Origin of the sequence: Burkholderia sp. Z1 (assembly GCF_014893795.1) — a bacterium.
In the GTDB taxonomy this organism is placed as follows: Bacteria; Pseudomonadota; Gammaproteobacteria; order Burkholderiales; family Burkholderiaceae; genus Burkholderia; species Burkholderia theae.
The window spans coordinates 348946-367748 of the sequence record NZ_JACFYL010000002.1 but is presented as its reverse complement, the minus strand read 5'-3'; the positions used below and the strand labels follow the sequence as shown (position 1 = coordinate 367748).

18 protein-coding genes are annotated in these 18803 nt (G+C 68.1%); 5 read left to right on the top strand and 13 right to left on the bottom strand.

Annotated features, from left to right (window positions below; all coding sequences use genetic code 11):
• Positions 1-95: 95 nt before the first annotated feature.
• Positions 96-1649 carry a galactarate dehydratase gene (garD, locus tag H3H55_RS18795; RefSeq protein ID WP_193099738.1) on the bottom strand — a complete coding sequence of 518 codons (1554 nt, stop codon included), beginning with the start codon at positions 1647-1649 and terminating at the stop codon, positions 96-98.
• A 230-nt stretch (positions 1650-1879) separates the two neighbouring features.
• Between garD and kdgD the strand changes: the two genes are divergently transcribed.
• Positions 1880-2794: a 5-dehydro-4-deoxyglucarate dehydratase gene (gene kdgD, locus H3H55_RS18790; RefSeq protein ID WP_193099737.1), complete on the top strand. Its 915-nt coding sequence runs from the start codon at positions 1880-1882 to the stop codon at positions 2792-2794.
• Between the two features lie 141 nt (positions 2795-2935).
• On the opposite strand, the gene H3H55_RS18785 is transcribed toward kdgD, so the two are convergent.
• The gene (locus H3H55_RS18785; protein ID WP_048245834.1) at positions 2936-3487 is read right to left on the bottom strand and encodes a hypothetical protein; all 552 of its coding nucleotides are present in this window, start codon (positions 3485-3487) and stop codon (positions 2936-2938) included.
• Positions 3488-3681: 194 nt separating this feature from the next.
• Positions 3682-5259 (bottom strand): aldehyde dehydrogenase (NADP(+)), encoded by a 1578-nt coding sequence (locus H3H55_RS18780; RefSeq protein WP_193099736.1) that lies wholly within the window; start codon positions 5257-5259, stop codon positions 3682-3684.
• A gap of 248 nt (positions 5260-5507) precedes the next feature.
• Here H3H55_RS18780 and H3H55_RS18775 point away from each other — a divergent pair, with 248 nt between their 5' ends.
• Entirely contained in the window at positions 5508-6899 is a 1392-nt protein-coding gene (locus tag H3H55_RS18775; protein ID WP_319022298.1) for an MFS transporter, read from the top strand.
• Positions 6900-6960: 61 nt separating this feature from the next.
• Here H3H55_RS18775 and H3H55_RS18770 read toward each other — a convergent pair whose 3' ends face one another.
• The gene (locus H3H55_RS18770) at positions 6961-7686 is read right to left on the bottom strand and encodes a site-2 protease family protein (protein WP_193099735.1); all 726 of its coding nucleotides are present in this window, start codon (positions 7684-7686) and stop codon (positions 6961-6963) included.
• The gene (locus H3H55_RS18765) at positions 7683-8636 is read right to left on the bottom strand and encodes a DUF2167 domain-containing protein (protein ID WP_193099734.1); all 954 of its coding nucleotides are present in this window, start codon (positions 8634-8636) and stop codon (positions 7683-7685) included. The genes H3H55_RS18770 and H3H55_RS18765 overlap by 4 nt, the downstream gene beginning before the upstream one ends.
• A gap of 196 nt (positions 8637-8832) precedes the next feature.
• Here H3H55_RS18765 and H3H55_RS18760 point away from each other — a divergent pair, with 196 nt between their 5' ends.
• Entirely contained in the window at positions 8833-9681 is an 849-nt protein-coding gene (locus H3H55_RS18760; protein ID WP_193099733.1) for a helix-turn-helix domain-containing protein, read from the top strand.
• Between the two features lie 52 nt (positions 9682-9733).
• On the opposite strand, the gene H3H55_RS18755 is transcribed toward H3H55_RS18760, so the two are convergent.
• Complete coding sequence (locus H3H55_RS18755; RefSeq protein ID WP_193099732.1) at positions 9734-10360, bottom strand: LysE family translocator; 627 nt, start codon at positions 10358-10360, stop codon at positions 9734-9736.
• 168 nt (positions 10361-10528) lie between these two features.
• Here H3H55_RS18755 and H3H55_RS18750 point away from each other — a divergent pair, with 168 nt between their 5' ends.
• Positions 10529-10993: an Lrp/AsnC family transcriptional regulator gene (locus tag H3H55_RS18750; protein ID WP_129515837.1), complete on the top strand. Its 465-nt coding sequence runs from the start codon at positions 10529-10531 to the stop codon at positions 10991-10993.
• On the opposite strand, the gene H3H55_RS18745 is transcribed toward H3H55_RS18750, so the two are convergent.
• From H3H55_RS18745 to zigA, 5 genes are read right to left on the bottom strand one after another with little or no spacing between them, the layout of a single operon-like run.
• Entirely contained in the window at positions 10990-12360 is a 1371-nt protein-coding gene (locus tag H3H55_RS18745; RefSeq protein WP_193099731.1) for a dihydroorotase, read from the bottom strand. The two genes, H3H55_RS18750 and H3H55_RS18745, sit on opposite strands and share 4 nt — an antisense overlap.
• Positions 12361-12363: 3 nt before the next feature.
• The gene (locus tag H3H55_RS18740) at positions 12364-12924 is read right to left on the bottom strand and encodes a carbonate dehydratase (protein ID WP_048245843.1); all 561 of its coding nucleotides are present in this window, start codon (positions 12922-12924) and stop codon (positions 12364-12366) included.
• Positions 12921-13502 (bottom strand): 6-pyruvoyl trahydropterin synthase family protein, encoded by a 582-nt coding sequence (locus H3H55_RS18735; protein WP_193099730.1) that lies wholly within the window; start codon positions 13500-13502, stop codon positions 12921-12923. The genes H3H55_RS18740 and H3H55_RS18735 overlap by 4 nt, the downstream gene beginning before the upstream one ends.
• Positions 13496-14416, bottom strand: a complete 921-nt coding sequence (gene folE2 / locus H3H55_RS18730; protein WP_193099729.1) for a GTP cyclohydrolase FolE2 — start codon at positions 14414-14416, stop codon at positions 13496-13498. Before folE2 ends, H3H55_RS18735 begins: the two co-directional genes overlap by 7 nt.
• 58 nt (positions 14417-14474) lie before the next feature.
• The gene (gene zigA / locus H3H55_RS18725; protein WP_193099728.1) at positions 14475-15683 is read right to left on the bottom strand and encodes a zinc metallochaperone GTPase ZigA; all 1209 of its coding nucleotides are present in this window, start codon (positions 15681-15683) and stop codon (positions 14475-14477) included.
• 228 nt (positions 15684-15911) lie between these two features.
• On the opposite strand from zigA, the gene H3H55_RS18720 reads away from it, so the two are divergent.
• Positions 15912-16721, top strand: coding sequence for a hypothetical protein (locus tag H3H55_RS18720; RefSeq protein ID WP_193099727.1), 810 nt, complete (start codon positions 15912-15914; stop codon positions 16719-16721).
• A gap of 16 nt (positions 16722-16737) precedes the next feature.
• Here the strand turns inward: H3H55_RS18720 and H3H55_RS18715 are convergent, their stop codons facing one another.
• On the bottom strand, positions 16738-17949 hold the full coding sequence (locus H3H55_RS18715) for an acyl-CoA dehydrogenase family protein (protein ID WP_193099726.1): 1212 nt from the start codon (positions 17947-17949) through the stop codon (positions 16738-16740).
• Positions 17946-18803 (bottom strand): hypothetical protein, encoded by an 858-nt coding sequence (locus tag H3H55_RS18710; RefSeq protein WP_193099725.1) that lies wholly within the window; start codon positions 18801-18803, stop codon positions 17946-17948. Before H3H55_RS18710 ends, H3H55_RS18715 begins: the two co-directional genes overlap by 4 nt.

The window sequence follows — 18803 nt, the reverse complement described above, 5'->3', positions numbered from 1 at the left end:
GACGACGCGCAACTGCGCCGATGCCACCTTCCGCAGCCGCAAAGAAAACGGGCGCCCTCGGGCGCCCGCATCGCATGCCGTCGCGACCGCACGCGTCAGGTCACCGGCGCCGGATTGAACAACGTCAGCGCATTCGCGAGCTTCCATTGCTCGGCCCACGTGCGGCGCTTGCCGCTCGCGACGTCGAGCATCAGCCGGAACAGTTCCCAGCCCGTGTCCTCGATCGTGGCCGCGCCGGTCGCGATCTGCCCGGCGTCGAGATCCATCAGGTCGTGCCAGCGGCGCGCGAGATCGCTGCGCGTCGCGACCTTGATCACCGGCACCTGCGCGAGGCCGTACGGCGTACCGCGGCCGGTCGTGAACACGTGCAGGTTCATCCCCGCCGCGAGCTGCAGCGTGCCGCAGATGAAGTCGCTCGCGGGCGTCGCCGCGTACAGCAGCCCCTTCTGCCGCGCGCGATCGCCGGGACGCACGACGCCAGCGATTGGCGCGCTGCCCGACTTCACGATCGAACCCATCGCCTTCTCGACGATGTTCGACAGGCCGCCCTTCTTGTTGCCGGGTGTCGTGTTCGCGCTGCGGTCGACGCGGCCGCGCTGCAGGTAGCGGTCGTACCAGTCCATCTCGCGAATGATCTCGCGTGCAACCTCCTCGTTCGCCGCGCGCGACGTGAGCTGCGCGACGCCGTCGCGCACTTCGGTCACCTCGGAGAACATGATCGTTGCGCCCGCACGCACGAGCAGGTCGGCCGCGAAGCCGACGGCCGGGTTCGCGGTGAGCCCCGAGAACGCGTCGCTGCCGCCGCACTGCACGCCGACGACGAGATCCGACGCGGGGCACGTTTCGCGGCGGCGGCGGTTCAGCCGCTCGAGATGCGCTTCGGCCATCGTCATGATCGAGTCGATCATCGAGTTGAAGCCGACGTGCGCGGCGTCCTGCAGGCACACGACGCCACCGTTGTCGGTCGCGCCGTCGGCGGCGACCGGAATCGAGCCGGGCGGCAGCAGGCGCTCGGGCTGCAGCTTCTCGCAGCCGAGACTCACGGTCATCACCTCGCCGCCGAAGTTCGGATTCAGGCTGATGTTGCGCAGCGTGCGGATCGGGATGTCGGCGTCGGGCGCATCGATCGCGACGCCGCAGCCGTACGTGTGCTCGAGCCCGACCACGTCGTCGACGTTCGGGTAGCGCGGCAGCAGCTCGGCCTTGATCCGCTTCACGGCATGCTCGACGACGCCCGACACGCACTGCACGGTCGTCGTGATCGCGAGGATGTTGCGCGTGCCGACCGAGCCGTCGGCATTGCGGAAGCCCTCGAACGTATAACCTTCGAGCGGCGGCAGCGGCGGCGCGGCACGCGTCGCGAGCGGCAGGTCGTCGAGCCCCGGCGGTTCGGGCATGCGCATCGTGCGTTCGTTGACCCAGCTGCCGCGCCGCAGGTCGGTCAGCGCATAGCCGATCACCACGTTGTAGCGGACGATCGGGTCGCCGGCCGCGAGGTCGGCAAGCGCGACCTTGTGCCCCTGCGGCACGCCTTCGCACAGCGTCAGCCCGTCGGCGAACGTCGCGCCCTCGGGCAGGCCGCCGTCGTTGACGACGATCGCGACGTTGTCGTCCGGGTGCACGCGGATGTAGAGAGGGGAAGCAGTCATCACAATTCCTGGAAGCTATCGTCCATATCGTTAGTCATCATACGACATTCAACGTTAGCCGGCGATGCTGCGTAAACCCTTATCCGGAAAGACCCTACTATCGAACGGCCAGCAAACCGCTTGCGTCACCTTTCCCCTCGTTGTACGATGACATACAACGACATCGCCAATGTGGCACGTATGCCGTTCCCGACGAACCCAGCACTCGCGCTAGACGGACGACCCCAACCATGACTTCACCGCAAGAACTCAAACAGATCATCTCCCACGGCCTGCTGTCGTTTCCGCTGACGGATTTCGACGTCGACGGCAGCTTCCGCCCGACCACCTATGCCGAGCGCCTGGAATGGCTGGCGCCGTATGGCGCGAGCGCGCTGTTCGCGGCCGGCGGCACCGGTGAATTCTTCTCGCTCACGCAGCGCGAGTATTCGGACGTGATCCGCGTCGCGACGGAAACCTGCAAGGGCAAGGTGCCGATCCTGGCCGGCGCCGGCGGCGCGACGCGCGTCGCGATCGAATATGCGCAGGAAGCCGAACGCCTCGGCGCGAGCGGCGTGCTGCTGATGCCGCACTACCTGACCGAAGCGAGCCAGGAAGGGATCGCCGATCACGTCGAGCAGGTGTGCCGCGCGCTGAAGATCGGCGTCGTGGTGTACAACCGCGCGAATTCGAAGCTGAACGCCGACATGCTCGAGCGCCTCGCCGACCGTTGCCCGAACCTGATCGGCTTCAAGGACGGCGTCGGCGAAATCGAGAGCATGGTCACGATCCGCCGCCGCCTCGGCGACCGGTTCGCGTACCTCGGCGGCCTGCCGACGGCCGAAGTCTATGCCGCCGCGTACAAGGCGCTCGGCGTGCCGGTGTACTCGTCGGCCGTGTTCAACTTCATCCCGAAGACGGCGATGGATTTCTACGAAGCGATCGCGAAGGACGACCACGCGACGGTCGGCCGCCTGATCGACGATTTCTTCCTGCCGTACTTGAAGATCCGCAATCGCCGCGCGGGTTATGCGGTCAGCATCGTGAAGGCCGGCGCGAAGCTTGTCGGCCATGACGCGGGCCCGGTGCGCGCGCCGCTCGTCGACCTCACCGAAGCCGAAGCGGCCGAGCTCGACGTGCTGATCAAGAAGATGGGCCCGCAGTAAGCAGGCGCGGCCGGCTCGGCGCCTGCATCGGCGCCGTGGCCCACAGTGTTGCGTTGCGGCCGGCTCCCGCCTGCCGCGACCGTATGTTTCCTTTCCTTTCCGCCCCGACGCACGCATCCGCCGCGAGGCATGCCGTCGCCGTCACATCTGCGCGATGATCCCGACGATCCGGTAGCGCACGTTCCCCAGCTTGACCCGCGTCGCCTCGATCTGGCCCTGCGCACCCGTACGGACACGCGTATTCGATTCGCCGTCGAGGATCTGCCCGAGCACGTCGCGGTCGACGACCGCATCGAAGAACCGGCCGACCGTGATCGTCGCCGACTGCTTCGCGGTCGCGAGCTGGCTGTTCGCCTGCATCAGCGCTTCGGTGCGCAGGCTCGGGTCGCGTTCGTCGATGCTGCGCCGGTACTGGAGCGCGAATACCAGCGCCTCCATGTCCTGCCGGAAGCGTCGGACGGCTTGCCCGAACATGAGCGAATGCGCATCGGCGCCCGTGACGAGCCGCCCCTGGTTGATCGTCACGTCGAATTCGCTGCCGCCCAGGTCGTGCTGAAACTCGAGCAATGCATTCGCGAGCACGCGCCCTTCGCTGTATTCGCCGATCTGGGTGCGGACGGATTTCGCGACGTCGCCGATCGCTTTCCACAATCCGGCCGCGAACAGGTGATCGCCACGCTTGTTGATGTTCATTGGAGGGTTCCCTCGTTGTCTTTTGTCGGTCTCTCAGGTTCGCCCGCGGACCGCGCGGTCCGGGGCTTCGCTACTGTAGGAGAAATTCGGGGGACGTGGAAGGCACCATGAAAAAAGCGGAGGCGGCCAGCCGGCCGTCTCCGCTTTCGCATATTCGACAAGCGGCCCGGCGTTCGCCGCCGGGCCGTTGCCCGTTACTCGCCCTTCCCGTCGCGCAGCCTCGGAATCGCGAGCGGATTGCTTTCCTGCAGCCCTTCGGGCAGCAGGTCGTCCGGGAAGTCCTGGTAGCACACGGGCCGCAGGAAACGGTCGATCGCCGTCGCGCCGACTGACGTGACGGCCGGGTTCGACGTCGCCGGGAACGGGCCGCCGTGCACCATCGCATCGCAGACCTCGACGCCGGTCGGGTAACCGTTGACGAGCAGGCGCCCGGCCTTGCGTTCGAGGATCGGCAGCAGCCGGCGCGCGAGCGGCTTGTCGTCGGCATCCATCTGCAGCGTAGCCGTCAGCTGGCCTTCGAGCGCATCGAGCACGCGCGCGACTTCGTCGAGATCGCGGCAGCGCACGATCAGCGACGCCGGCCCGAACACCTCGTGGCTGAACGCCGGCTCGGCCAGGAACGCCTGCGCGCCGACTTCGTACAGCGCACCGCCCGCCTGGCATTCGGTTTGCGCGGCCTCGCCCGCGCCGATTTCGCGCACGCCCGGCAGCTCGGCCAGCTTGCCGCGGCCGTTGCGGTACGCATCGGCGATACCGCGCGTGAGCATCACGCCGGCCGGCTTCTTCGCGAGCGCCTGTGCGGCGACGGTTTCGAAGCGGTCGAGATCCGGGCCGTCGATCGCGAGCACGAGGCCGGGGTTCGTACAGAACTGGCCGACGCCGAGCGTCAGCGAATCGACGAAGCCCGTCGCGATCGCGTCGCCGCGCGCGGCGAGTGCGGCCGGGAACAGCACGACCGGGTTGATGCTGCTCATTTCCGCGTAGACGGGAATCGGCTGCGGGCGCGCGTTCGCAAGCTGCACGAGCGCCATGCCGCCCTGCCGCGAACCCGTGAAGCCGACGGCCTGGACCGCCGGATGGCTGACCAGCGCCGCGCCGATCACGCGGCCGGGGCCGACCAGCAGCGAGAACACGCCGGCCGGCATCCCGCATTTCGCCGCGGCGGCGCGGATCGCGCGGCCGACCAGCTCGGACGTGCCGAGGTGCGCCTCGTGCGCCTTCACGATCACCGGGCAGCCGGCCGCAAGTGCCGACGCGGTATCGCCGCCGGCCACCGAGAACGCGAGCGGGAAATTGCTTGCGCCGAACACGACGACGGGCCCGAGCCCGACCTTCTGCAACCGCAGGTCCGCACGCGGCAGCGGTGTGCGTGCAGGCTGCGCGGGGTCAATCGACGCGGCGAGGAAGCGCCCGTCACGCACGACGCGCGCAAACAGCCGGAGCTGGCCGACGGTACGGCCACGCTCGCCCTGCAGCCGCGCGACGGGCAGGCCCGTTTCGGCGTGCGCACGCTCGATCAGCGCGTCGCCGAGCGCGACGATCTCGTCCGCGATCGCGTCGAGAAACGCCGCGCGAGCCGCAAGCGGCTGCGCGCGGTACGCATCGAACGCGTCGCGTGCGAGTTCGCACGCGCGTTCGACGTCGGCCTGCGTCGCGACGCCGAACGCCGGCGCATCGATCGGTGCGCCCTTCGTCGGGTCGAACGCGCGCAAGGATCCGGCCGAGCCGGCCACCGCGTCGGCGCCGATCAGCATCTCTCCTGTCAGTTGCATGGGGTGTGCTCCGTGATTCGGGAATGGGTTGTTCATTGTAGCCCAACAGATACGATGTCTGCCGACATCATTTCACTAGTCGTACTACCTGCCGGACCTCCGGCCACGTGCCGGACATCCTTGTTTACCGGACCTTATCACGGAATTGAGACCGCTTCCTGTCACCATTCAAAGGGAAAACCCGAGGTTTCTGCATCCGGGCATTGCCCATAAACTTCGGCCCATGTCATACGACGACGTACATTAAAGTGCCTAATCAGACCACCCCTCGCGATCTTCCGATCGATCTCGCGCGCACCGCGCGCCGGACCGCCGTGCGCTACTGGATCCTGGCGATGCTGTTCGTCGTCACGACGCTGAACTATGCGGACCGCGCGACGCTGTCGATCACCGGCACGCCGATCCGCAAGGCGTTCGGCATCGATCCGGTGACGATGGGCTACATCTTCTCGGCGTTCAGCTGGGCGTATGTGCTCGCGCAACTGCCGAGCGGCTGGCTGCTCGACCGCTTCGGCGCGCGGCGCGTGTATGCGGCGAGCATCTTCCTGTGGTCGGCGTTCACGTTGATGCAGAGCACGATCGGCCTCGGCGGCAGCGCCGCGTTCGCGGTCGCCGCGCTGTTCGCGATGCGCTTCGCGGTCGGCATCGCCGAGGCACCCGCGTTCCCGGCCAATGCGAAAGTCGTCGCGAGCTGGTTCCCGACCGCCGAGCGCGGCACCGCGTCGGCGATCTTCAACGCCGCGCAGTATTTCGCGGCCGTGGTGTTCTCGCCGCTGATGGCATGGCTCACGCATGCGTACGGCTGGCACCAGGTGTACCTGTGGCTCGGTCTCGCGGGCATCGCGCTCGCGTTCCTGTGGCTGCGCGTGATGAAGGATCCGGCCGACCATCCGGCCGTGAACCGTGCGGAACTCGACCATATCGAGCAAGGCGGCGGCCTCGTGCGTTCGACGGCCAGGCCGGCCGGTGCACGCGGTGCGGGCGCAGCGTCCGAAAGCAGCCGGGTCGCCGGCTGGTACTACGTGCGCCAGCTGCTGTCGAACCGGATGCTGATCGGCGTGTACCTCGGCCAGTACTGCGTGAACGTGCTCACGTACTTCTTCCTCACGTGGTTCCCGATCTATCTCGTACAGGCGCGCGGGATGTCGTTGCTGAAGGCCGGCTTCATGACGTCGCTGCCCGCGATCTGCGGGTTCCTCGGCGGCGTGCTCGGCGGGATGCTGTCGGACGGGTTAATCCGCCGCGGCGTGTCGCTGACGCTCGCGCGCAAGATTCCGATCGTCGGCGGGATGGCGCTGTCGATGGTCATCATCGGCTGCAATTACGTCGACAGCGAAGCGCTCGTGATCGTGCTGATGGCCGTGTCGTTCTTCGGCAAGGGGATCGGGTCGCTCGGCTGGGCCGTGGTCGCGGACACCGCGCCGAAAGAAGCGATCGGCCTGTCGGGCAGCCTGTTCAACATGTTCGGCAACACGGCCGGCATCGTCGCACCGATCGCGATCGGCTACCTCGTCGGCGCGAGCGGCTCGTTCAACGGCGCGCTGGTGTTCGTCGGGCTGAACGCGCTCGTCACCGTGTTCAGCTATCTCGTGATCGTGAAGGACATCAAGCGCGTCGAGCTGCGACATCGCGACGCCTGAGCGTCGGCGAAACAGGCAGGAATACGACGGCGGCCGCGTAACAGCGGCCGCCGTTCTTGCATCAGATCGAGGAATGCGCGACGCGCAGCATGTCGTGCACGCCGGACGTCATCAGCGCGAGGAACGCGAGCAGGCCGACGTAGCAAAGTGCATAGGTCGTCTTCGTTTCGATCGACGTCGCGTAGTACACGCGGTTCTCCGGCGCGTCGGGATCGTAGCGCCACGCGCGCTTCAACTGCGGCAGCGCGAGGATCGCCATCACGATCAGCAGCGGGCTCGGGCGATACACGAACAGCGCGATCAGCACGGGCACGCCCGCGAACCAGATGCGCGGCGACAGCACCGCGGTGATCCGCCCGCCGTCGAACGGCGACAGCGGAATCATATTGAACAAGTTCAGGAAGAAACCCGTGTACGACAGCGCGAGCAACAGGTTGCTGTCGTAGTGGCGCGCGGCCGCGTAGCAGGCCAGCGCGCCGAGCGTGCCGACGAACGGGCCGGCGAGCCCGACATACGCCTCGGTTTCCGCGTCGTGCGGCATCTCCTTCAGCTGGATCCACGCGCCGACGAACGGGATGAACGTCGGCAGCCCGACGTCGAGCCCGCGCCGCTGCGCGGCCAGGTAGTGGCCGGCTTCGTGCACCAGCAGCAGCGCGACGAAACCGGCCGCGAACCGCCAGCCGTAGAACAGCGCGTAGACCGCGATCGACGCCAGCATGGTGCCCGCCGACACGAGCACCTTGCCGAGCTTGAGGCCGCCGAAGATCAGCAGCAACAGCTTCGTCATTCCTTGCGCTCCGTGCCAGTGACGTCGGATGCGTCGGCGACGACCGGCACCGCGGCCGCCTTCGGCTTGCGCCCGAAGAAGCGCTTCAGCGCCGCGCCGCCGGCCAGCAGCGCCACCGCGCCGATCTTGAAGAACTTCACCGCGAATGCGCCGATCAGCGCGAGCAGCCCGAGCTTCTTCGCGCCGACGCCGACGATCAGCGCCGCGAGGCCGTACTCGGCGACGTGGTCGGTCGACTTGTTGAAATCGGCGTAGCGCTTGCCGTCGTTGAAGCTGATGTTCGACAGCAGGTCGTCGGCCGACGCCTTGTACTTCGGCAGGTCGGCCAGCGTCGACGCCATCGTCAGCGACAGGTAGCCGTCGCGGCCGAGCACGAGCGTCCGGTAGTTCACGCCGTCGTTCTCGGCGTTTGCGGGCGCGCCCTTGTCGCGGATGATCGCGGACCACACGAGCCGGTGCGTGGCCGCGTCGTAGGCGGGCGCCTTCGCCCAGCCGACCACCTCGGTTTCGGGCAGGCCGCGCTCCTTGCGCCCCGGGTTGTCTTCCTCGGTGCCGGCCTGCAGGTTCTTCAGCAACTCGTCGGGCTTCCAGTCCTTCGCGTCGTCGTCGCGGATATAACCGCTCGGCTCGAACGACACGACCGAGATCCAGTCGGCATCGGGATCGTCGGGCAGCACGAGGCCGACCAGCTTCGATTCGTCGACCGAGTTGCCCATCGAACGCAGGTAACGACCGGCTTCGGCGGCCGGCACGAACGACTCGCCGGCCTTCAGCTTCAGCACGGCTTCGTGTTTCACGTCGATGTCGGTCGGGCCGTTCACGACGGCCCCGTTGGCGGCCGCGGCGGCGGCCCTCATTTCCACCTGCGCAGCTTCGGTCTGCGCGTGGCCGCTGGTCGCGGCGAGTGCGAGCATCGCCACGCAGGCGAGCCGGACGGCATGTTTTTTCATTGTTGGATTCCCCTGAAATGCCTTGTCGTCAATATGCACGGCACCGGCCCATGCGTTTTCAATCGCGGGTCCGGCGTCGTCTCTCAGTTGGCACGGAGGCTATGGTAACGCAGCGCCGGGACGCGCCCGGGGAACGGCGCGATGCTTACCTCGCAGGTAATGCCCAACGCGCGCGGGATTGCCTATCATCTGGGTCATGAACCCGACCGCCGCCCTCCATTCGCCCTCCCCGTCCGCCAGCCGCGCATCCGGCATCGGCCCGCTGCTGCGCACGTGGCGGCAACGCCGGCGCCTGAGCCAGATGGCGCTCGCGCTCGACGCGGAAGTGTCCGCGCGCCACCTGAGCTTCGTCGAATCGGGTCGTGCGCAGCCGAGCCGCGACATGGTGCTGCATCTCGCGGAGCGTCTCGACGTGCCGCTGCGCGAACGCAATGCGCTGCTCGTCGCGGCTGGCTTCGCGCCGCTGTTTCGCGAGCGGCCGTTCTCGGATCCGCAACTGGATGCCGCGCGCCATGCGGTCGAAGCCGTGCTGCGCGGCCACGAGCCCTACCCGGCGCTCGCCGTGGACCGCCACTGGACGCTGCTCGCCGCGAACCGGATGCTCGGCGCGCTGGTCGCGCAGGCCAATCCGTCGCTGCTGCAGCCGCCCGTCAACGTGCTGCGCCTGAGCCTGCACCCGGACGGCCTCGCGTCGCAAATCATCAACTGGCATGAATGGCGCGCGCACATCCTGCATCGGCTGCAGCGGCAGATCGATGCAAGCGGCGACCGCACGCTGCATGCGCTGCGCGACGAACTGGCCGCGTATCCGGCGCCGGCCGGGCAGCCCGACGACCCGCCGGCACGCGCCGACTTCGCGGATATCGCCGTGCCGCTGCGGCTGCGCACGGCGGCCGGCGAGCTGACGTTCTTCAGCACGACGACAGTGTTCGGCACGCCGGTCGACGTGACGCTGTCGGAACTCGCGATCGAGGCATTCTTTCCGGCGAATCCGGAGACGGTCGATGCGATGCGCGCACTGGCGGACGCATTGCCGGTGCAGTAACGCATGCTGTCGGCGCCATCGCGCCGGCGGCACGCGTACGAGGTAACGTCGATCAGCGGCGCTCGAGCGCCAGCTTCACACCGAGCCCCAGCAGGACCACGCCGCTGACGCGATGCATGCGCGTCAGGATGCGCGGGTTGCGGCGGATCGACGCCGACAGCAAGCCGGCGAACAACGCGACCGGCCCCTTGACGAGAAACGTCAGGCCGGCGAACGTCGCACCCAGCACGAACAGCGACAGCATCGGATGCGCGGCGCCCGCGGGAACGAACTGCGGCAGGAACGCCAGGTAGAACAGCGCGACCTTCGGATTCGACATGTTGGACAGCGCGCCTTGCGCGAACGTGCGCAGCCGCGATGTCGGCGCGCCGCGGCTGCTCGCGAGCGTCAGCTCGCCCGACGAGCGCAGCAGCGTGATGCCGAGATACAGCAGGTACAGCGCGCCGACCACCTTCAACGCAGTGAACAACCATTCGGATGCCTGAAGAAGCGCGCCCAGCCCGAGCGTCGCGAGCATCGTGTGCACGAGCAGCCCGACGCTGACGCCCGCCGCGGTCACGAGGCCCGCGCGTGTGCCACCGGACAGCGTGCGCGACATCACGAGCACCATGTCCTGGCCCGGCGTGACGATGATCAGAAGGGACGTGGCGATGAACGGCAGCCAGGATACGTGCAGCATCGGAGATCTCCTGAAGGGGATGGCCGGAACGGGCATCGCGCGTGTCGCACAGGCCGTGCCGGTCGTCAGATTATCGGCGCGTTGCAGTGGAGATTGGATGCGTATTTGGCTATTTGAAACGCCGGATTTGGCGCTATTCTCTAGCATCTGCATCAATGGTAGTGAAAAATGCCAACCAAACTGGACGCGATCGACCGGCGCATTCTGCGTGCGCTGCAGCAGAATTCGAACCAGACGAACGCCGAACTCGCGCAACAGGCCGGGCTCTCGGCCACGCCCTGCCTGCGCCGCGTTCACCTGCTAGAAGAGCAGGGCGTGATCGACGCGTATGTCGCGCTGCTGAACCCCGCCGCCGTCGACCTGAGGTTCACGGCGTTCGTGCGCGTCACGCTGGAGCGCCAGGACAAGAAGACGGTCGAGCGCTTCGCGCGCGAAATCGAGCAGGCGCCCGAAGTCCTCGAATGCCACCTGATGGCCGGCAGCTACGATTACCTGCTGCGCGTCATCGCGCGCGATCTCGACGACTATCAGCGCTTCCAGATGGAAACGCTCACGCAGATCGAAGGCGTACGCAACGTCGAAACCGAGATTCCGCTGAAGCGCATCAAGCAGACGGTGCGCCTGCCGATCTAGGCATCCAGAAACGTGACAGGCTGCCCGGCCGGCTGTCCGCTCAACGCGCCGTCGCGCACGGCGACCTGCCCGCGCACGACCGTGTGCACGGGCCAGCCGGTGACCGCGCAGCCGTCGTAAGGTGTCCAGCCGCTCACGCTGGCGATCCATTCGTCGCGGATGATCCGCCGCGCGTGCAGGTCGACGATGCTGAAGTCGGCGTCGTAGCCGATCGCGATGCGCCCTTTCCCTTCGATGCCGAAGATGCGCGCCGGCCCGGCGCTGGTCAGGTCGACCAGCCGTTCGAGGCTCAGGCGGCCCGCATGCACGTGATCGAGCATCAGCGGCAGCAGCGTCTGCACGCCGGTCATGCCGCTCGGCGACTGTGGATAGGGCCGGCGCTTTTCGTCACGCGTATGCGGCGCGTGATCGCTGCCGATCACGTCGACCACGCCGTCGCGGACGGCCTGCCACAGTGCATCGCGATGCTGCCGCTCGCGCACCGGCGGGTTCATCTGCGCGAACGTGCCGAGCCGCTCGTAGCAATCGGGCGCGTGCAGGCTCAGGTGATGCGGCGTGACCTCGACCGTCACGCGCCGCCGGTGCCGCGCGAGCCATGCCATTTCGTCCGCGGTGGACACATGCAGCACATGCAGCCGGCGCCCCGTCTCGGCGGCCAGCCCGACGATGCGCCGCGTCGCGGCCAACGCGCTTTGCACGTCGCGCCAGTGCGGATGGTCGCGCACGTCGCCGCTCGCGTCCACGAGCGCCCTGCGTTCGCGCAGCCGCGCCTCGTCCTCCGCATGCACGGCCATGCGCCGCCGCCCGTTGCGCAGGATCCGGCGCAACACGGTTTCGTCGTCGGCCAGCAGATCGCCGAACGAACTGCCCATGAAGACCTTCACGCCCGCGCAGCCCGGCAGGCGTTCAAGCACCGGCAACCGCTCGGCGTTCGCGGCCGAGCCGCCGATGTAGAACGCGTAATCGCACCACGCACGGCCGCGCGCGAGATCCAGCTTCGCCTGCAGATCCTGCTCGCCCAGCGTCAGCGGATGCGTATTGGGCATCTCGAAGATCGTCGTGACGCCACCGAGCACCGCGCCGCGCGTACCGGCCTCGATGGTTTCCTTGTGCGTCAGGCCCGGTTCGCGGAAATGCACCTGACTGTCGACGACGCCCGGCAGCACATGCAGCCCGCCGGCATCGAGCAGCACGTCGGCGCTCCACGTGCCGTGCAACGCGCCCAGCGCGACGACGCGGCCATCCGCGCACGCGACGTCGATCCGCTCGGCGCCGTTGGGCGTCATCACCGTGCCGCCGTGCACGAGCAGGTCGACGTGGCGGCGCTTCGGCCCGTCGCTCCGTTCAGGTCGAATGTGTTCGCCCATGACTCAGAACTCGTTCTGGATGTGCTTGTAACCCAGCACCAGCGCGTTGTTCGTGCGCGCGACGTCCTCGGAGAAGTCGCTCGCGTCGGCCGTCACCTGCGGCAACGCGGCAAGATCGGTTTCCGGCCCGATGCGTTCGGTCGAGCGCACGTAGAAACCCGGCGGCAGGTGGCAGCCGTCGACGACCGCGTTGTAGCGCACCACGCAGCCGTCGTCGATGGTGCAGTTGAACAGCACGCTGTTGAACCCGACGAACACGCCGTCGCCGACCTGGCACGGCCCGTGGACGATCGCGCGATGCGCGATCGACGTATGCCGGCCGATGGTGACGCTCGCGCCCGACTTCGAATGAATCACCACGCCGTCCTGGATGTTCGAATGCGCGCCGATCACGATGGGCGCGATCCGGCCGTCCGCGTCTGTTTCGTCGGCGCGGATCACCGCGTACGGGCCGATGAACACGTTCTCCTCGACGATCACGAGCCCGCACAGGATGGCGGTCGGATCGACGAACGCGCTCGGGTGAATCTGCGGCAGGTCGCCGCGCGGGTTCTTTCTGATCATGAGGATTCCTGCTGAGAAAGGAGAGGGGCGCGCTTGAGCCGTTCGAATAGGCCCGGATCGCGCCACTGCGCGGCGACGGCCGGCGCGAACACGATGTCATCCAGGTCGATGCGGCCCATGCGCGGATTGAATGCATCGTCGCGAAAACACTGCGCGTAGCCGGTCTCGGTCTCGTGCACGATGACCGAATGCAACCGCACGTCGGCCTCGCCGTTCGACATGTTCGTGCGGGACAGCACCGCATCGACGAGACGAAACAACACGCGCGAGAACTGCTCGGCGCTCGGCGAAACGGGCAGCAGCACCCAGCGCTCCGAGTGGCGGCGCATGCTGTCGAGATACCCCGGATCGTCGCCGGACCAGAGCGTCACCGCATGGTCGAACGCGTCGATCAGGTCGCGCACGTCGCCCTTGAGCAGCCCGAAGTCGTAGATCATCTGCCCGTGGTCCAGCGCATGCGCTTCGAGCACCAGCTCGACGCGGTACGAATGGCCGTGGATCGAATGCGAGCAGCGCCGCGTGCTGCAGCCACGCACGACGTGCGCATTCTCGAAGCGGAACAGCTTGCGGATCAGCATGCGTCGACGCCTTCGCGAACCGGTGCGGCCCAGGCCACCGCATCGTGCGGATGCAGGCTTTCCAGATGGCGCACGCGGACGCGCGGGTTCGGATGGCGGCCGTCCAGCGCGGCCTGGACACGGCGCGCGGCATCCTCGACGAACATCAGGTTCCCGCCGTTCAGCACCGCGAACGCCTGTTCGTCCGCGCGCTTGACGGCCGTCTGCACCGGCGTGCCGAGCGCATGCTCGACGCGATCGATCAGGTCGATCAGCCCCAGCGTCGCGGCGTCGACGGGCAACGCCACGCTCACGACCGCTTCGCTGCGCTGGCTGTGCGGCGTGGCTGCCGTCGCATGCCGCTGCAACCACGCAGCGACCGCGGCCGGCGCCACGCGATCCTCGCCGCCGAACGCCGCCAGGAACGCCTGCTCGACCCAGTGCCGCGACAGTGCGGCCGAACACGGGCACGTCGACGAATAAGCGACCGTCACCTGCGCGCGCAGTTCGAACGCGTCGCCGGTCAGCACCGCGTCGACCCGAACCGGATAGGACTTCCAGCCGGCCAGCCCGTCGGTGACGAGCGCCGCGCGGCGGGCCAGCAGGTCGAAACGCAGCCGCACCCGTGCGCTGCGCGACGCGCAGTCGCGATGGCTGTCGACCATCGCGCGCAGCATGCGCCGCAAACCGGCCGGCGACAGCGCCGCGCCGTCGCCGAGCGCGTCGAGCAGCCCGTACAGCCGCGACATGTGGATGCCCTTCACATGCGGCGCGGGCAAATCGACCTGCACGTCGGCGCGCGCATGCACGTCGCGCCGGCAGCCTGGCTCGGCGACGGCAACGGGCAGGTCGATGCCCTGCATGCCGACCCACTCGAGCGGGCGGCGGCCCGGTGCGGCATCGGTCAGGGAAATATCGGGAAGGGCTGCATTCATGCTCGAGATCCGGTGGAGCGCCTTCTCCATCCGGATCGATGCAGGAAGCGCGTTCAGGTCAGGGCCAGTCGTGAAACGGGTTGTCCCACGTGGTCCAGTGTTCGGGGCCGGTGGCCATTTCGGTATCGGTCAGCAGGCACGCGTCGAAGCGCGCGCGCAGCGCGGCCTCGTCCATGTCCATGCCGATCAGCACGAGTTCCTGGCGCGCGTCGCCGACGTGCTCGTCCCAGCGCGCGCGGATCTGCGCGACGGCTTCCGGGTCCTGCGGCCAGCGCTCGGGCGGCACGGCCGCCCACCAGTGTCCGGCCGGCCCGTGCCGCGCGACCGCGCCGGCCTGCGACCACGAACCGGCGACGGTCGGATGGGTGGCCAGCCAGAAGAACCCCTTCGAGCGGACGACGCCCGGCCATTCGCTTTCGACGAGATCGAAGAATCGCCGCGGATGAAAAGGCCGCCGCGCGCGGTAGACGAAGCTGCGGATTCCGTATTCGTCGGTCTCCGGCGTGTGCGTGCCGCGCATCTCCTGCAGCCAGCCCGGCGCACGCGAGGCCGCGTCGAAGTCGAACAAGCCCGTGTCGAGCACGCGTTCGAGCGGCACCTTGCCGAATTCGGCGATCTCGATCCGCGCACGCGGGTTCAGCCCGCGCAGCAGCGCGACCAGCCGCTCGCGCGCGCCACCGTCGATCAGGTCGATCTTGTTGATCACGATCACGTCGCAGAACTCGATCTGGTCGATCAGCAGATCGACGACCGTGCGCGCATCCTCGTCGCCCATCGATTCGCCGCGCGACTGCAGGCTGTCGCGCGACGCGTAGTCGCGCAGGAAGTTGAACGCGTCGACCACCGTCACCATCGTGTCGAGCCGCGCGACTTCGCCGAGACTGCGGCCGTCCTCGCCTTCGAACGTGAACGTCTCGGCCACCGGCAGCGGCTCGGAGATGCCGGTCGATTCGATCACGAGCTGGTCGAAGCGCCCTTCGCGCGCGAGCCGGTCGACCTCGATCAGCAGATCCTCGCGCAGCGTGCAGCAGATGCAGCCGTTGCTCATCTCGACCAGCTTCTCGTCGGTGCGCGACAACCCCGCGCCGCCGTCGCGGACGAGCGCGGCATCGATGTTGACCTCGGACATGTCGTTGACGATGACCGCGACGCGCCGGCCCTCGCGATTGTTGAGGATGTGGTTGAGCAGCGTCGTCTTGCCGGCGCCGAGGAAGCCGGACAGGACGGTTACGGGGAGCCGCGTGGACGGATGGAGTGCGGTGCTCATCGGGCGATTCCGGTAGAGGACGTTGAGGATCAGATGATATATTGTATCGCAACGATATAACATATCATTTTGAGCGTCCAGCATGCGTGGTCGTGCGGCAGCGCTTCACGCCGTCACCCATGCACCGGTTCGGCGGAATGCGGCGGCAACGGCTCCGCACATGTCATGCCAGTTGAAAGGTGCGCTTGATAAGCTCGCCGGCGAGACCGTTGGCCACCCACAACCACCATGAAAAAGAAAACTCTTGCCGCGTTGTCACTCTGTGTCGCGCTGCCCGGCGTCGCGCTCGCCCAATCGATCGCGGCCCCGGCGCTGAAGCCCGGCGATACCTGGACCTACATCAACACCGTCGAAATCGGCCCGAACGGCTGGCGCCAGACGCGCGACGAGATTTCCGTGCAGCGCACGACACCCGGACACATCTACATCGAAACCCGGCAAAGCGGCGCGACGCAGGCGCCCCGTGAATTGATCGTCGATGCGGACTGGAGCCGTGCGCGCAGCGTCAACGGCACGGAAACCGTGGTGAACCGCCCGTTCGCGTTTCCGCTGACGGTCGGCAAGACCTGGGCGCTCGCTTACACCGAGTCGCACCCGAATCCGCAGCATGCGTCGGAAGCGTACGACACGCACTACAAGGTCGTCGGCTCCGACACGATCACGGTGCAGGGCGGCAAGTTCGATGCGATCAAGATCGAGGCCGAAGGCACGTGGAAGGCACAGGGCGCGCCGGGGCAGTCGATCACGTCCGGCGTGTCCCGCAACTTGAACGGTTCGACGATCCTGATGCAAAGCCACAACAACAGCACCATGGAACAGACCGGCAAGACCTACAAGGCGTTCTGGTACGTGCCGGCGGTCGGACGCTGGGTGAAGTCGGTCGAGGAGTACTACGACACGAACGGCGTGCGGACCGCGCGCTATACGAACGAACTGGTGTCGTACCGGCGCGCGGGAACGGAAGGCAGCTCGCCGCTGGCCGGCCAGCCCGCGCCCACGGCGATGCCGCCGGAAGGCCAGCCTCCCGGCGATCAGTGACGCAGCGCGCACTCACTTACGTATAGAGCGACGCCTGCGGCAATTCCCCCGTCAGCGCGAACCGGCCCACGTCGCGCAGCCGGTAGTCGAGCGGATCGTGCAGCGTATGCGTGCGCGCGTTCCGCCAGAAGCGGTCGAGGCCGAGCGACGCGGCCGTCGCGCGTGCGCCGCATGCATCGAACAGCGCCTCGCCGTTGTCGAGCGCCGCGCGCTGCGCGACGATCTTCGCGTCCGATACCGCCAGCGCCGCCTCGGCGCGCTCGTCCGCCGTCAGCGCATCGCGGCGCAACCACGCGTGCTGCAACGCGCCGGCCGCGCGATCGGCCAGCGCCGCCGCGGCAACGGCCCGCACGCGCATGTCGCCGAAGCGCTGCAGCGTGTACGGATCGTCGGCCGCCTGCGCGGCGTCCGAGTGAATCCACGGGCGGCCATGCTTGAGCACGTAATCCCGCGCGTCGGCCAGCGCGCCTTCCGCGAGCCCGACGAACAGGTTCGTCAGCACGAGCTGCGACACGAGCGTACGCAGCGTCGCGCGCGGCGTCGGCGGCGACTCGGAACGGTGCAGCACCTCGTCCGGCGCGAGCGTCACGCCGTCGAAGCGCACGCTGCCGCTGTCGGTCTGGCGCTGGCCGATCGGGTCCCAGTCGTCGTTGACCGTGATCCCCTGGCGGTCGGTCGGCACCACGCCGAACACGGTGCGGCCGGTTTCCGGATCGTGCGCGGACACCGTCATCCGCTGCGAGCCGCGCGTGCCCGAACAGAAGCCCTTCACGCCGTCGAGCCGGTAGCCGCCATCCGGCGTCGCGGCAGCCACGAGCCGCGTGTCGAGCGGATTGACCGCATTGCCCCACCACCAGCGTTGCTCGACGGTGCCGCGCAGAAAGCGTTCGCGCTGCGCGGCGCTGCCCCACACGTCGACGCTCACCACCTGCAGGCACTGGAACCCGACGAGATGCGCGAGCGCACTGTCGACACGCGCGATCTGCCGGATCGCGTCGTAGATCGCCGGCCACGCGGCTTCCTGCCCGCCGAACGCGCGCGGCACCGCGAGCGTCAGCAGGCCTGCATCGGCGAGCCACTGTTTCTCCTGCGCCGCGTGACCGCCCGCGCGGTCGCGTGCGGCGGCGGTCGCCCGCAGCGCATCGATCGCGCGCGCCAGCGCGTCGCGGTCGAAGGCAGGCACATCGGTATCCGGCGCGAGGGTCGCCGGGCCGCGCGGATCGTTCATGCGACGGCTTCCTGCGGTGCGGCTTCCCGCACAACCGCCTCGCCCGACAGCGGCACCAGCGCGCCAAGCTTGCGGCCGGTCAGCCGCGACAGGATCTCGCGCCGCCAGTCGTCATAGATCGCACGATATTCGGCGATGTCCGCGCCGAACACGTGCGCGGTGTGCGCGTACTCGTCGTGCAGATAACCGTCGAGCCGCGCCTGCGTTTCCTCGTCGGCCGCGATCACGCGATCGATCAGCGCATCGCGTTCGGCGGCCGGCAGCGTCGCGAGCCGCTCGAACCACCACTGGACGATCTGCACGCGATGCCACTCCTCGTCCGGCCGGATCCGGTTCTCGCCGTGTTCGCGCATCGCGCCGTCGCCGATGCGGCCGGTCTTGCGCTGGATCCACAGCTTCGCGAGGATGTGCAGCTCGTAATGCCATTCGAACGCAAGAAAACCCGCGACGTCGCGCACCGCGATGTCGCCGATGCGCGCCCAGTGCGCGGCGACGAGCCGGTCGACCTCCGGCAGCGGATCGCGCCCGGTCAGTTCGGTCACGCGCTCTCGTCCGATCACCGCGTGCGCGCCGTCGTCGCCGAGCTGGCGCGACAGGATCAGCTGGAAATGCGGATCGTCGCGGAACAGCGTGTCGATCGCCTTCGCGACGACCTGCACGATGAACAGGTCATGCGACGCCATCTTCGTGTAGTAGTCGGCGATGGCGGCCAGTTCGTCCGCGTCGCGCGGCTCGCGCGGCGGCGTGGCCAGTTTGTCGGGGAAACCGGGACGATGGCGTCGCGCCACGTCGAGAAACAGCGCTTCCTCGAATTGTCCGTTCCATTCGCGCGGCGCGCCGAGGGGCAAGGTCAT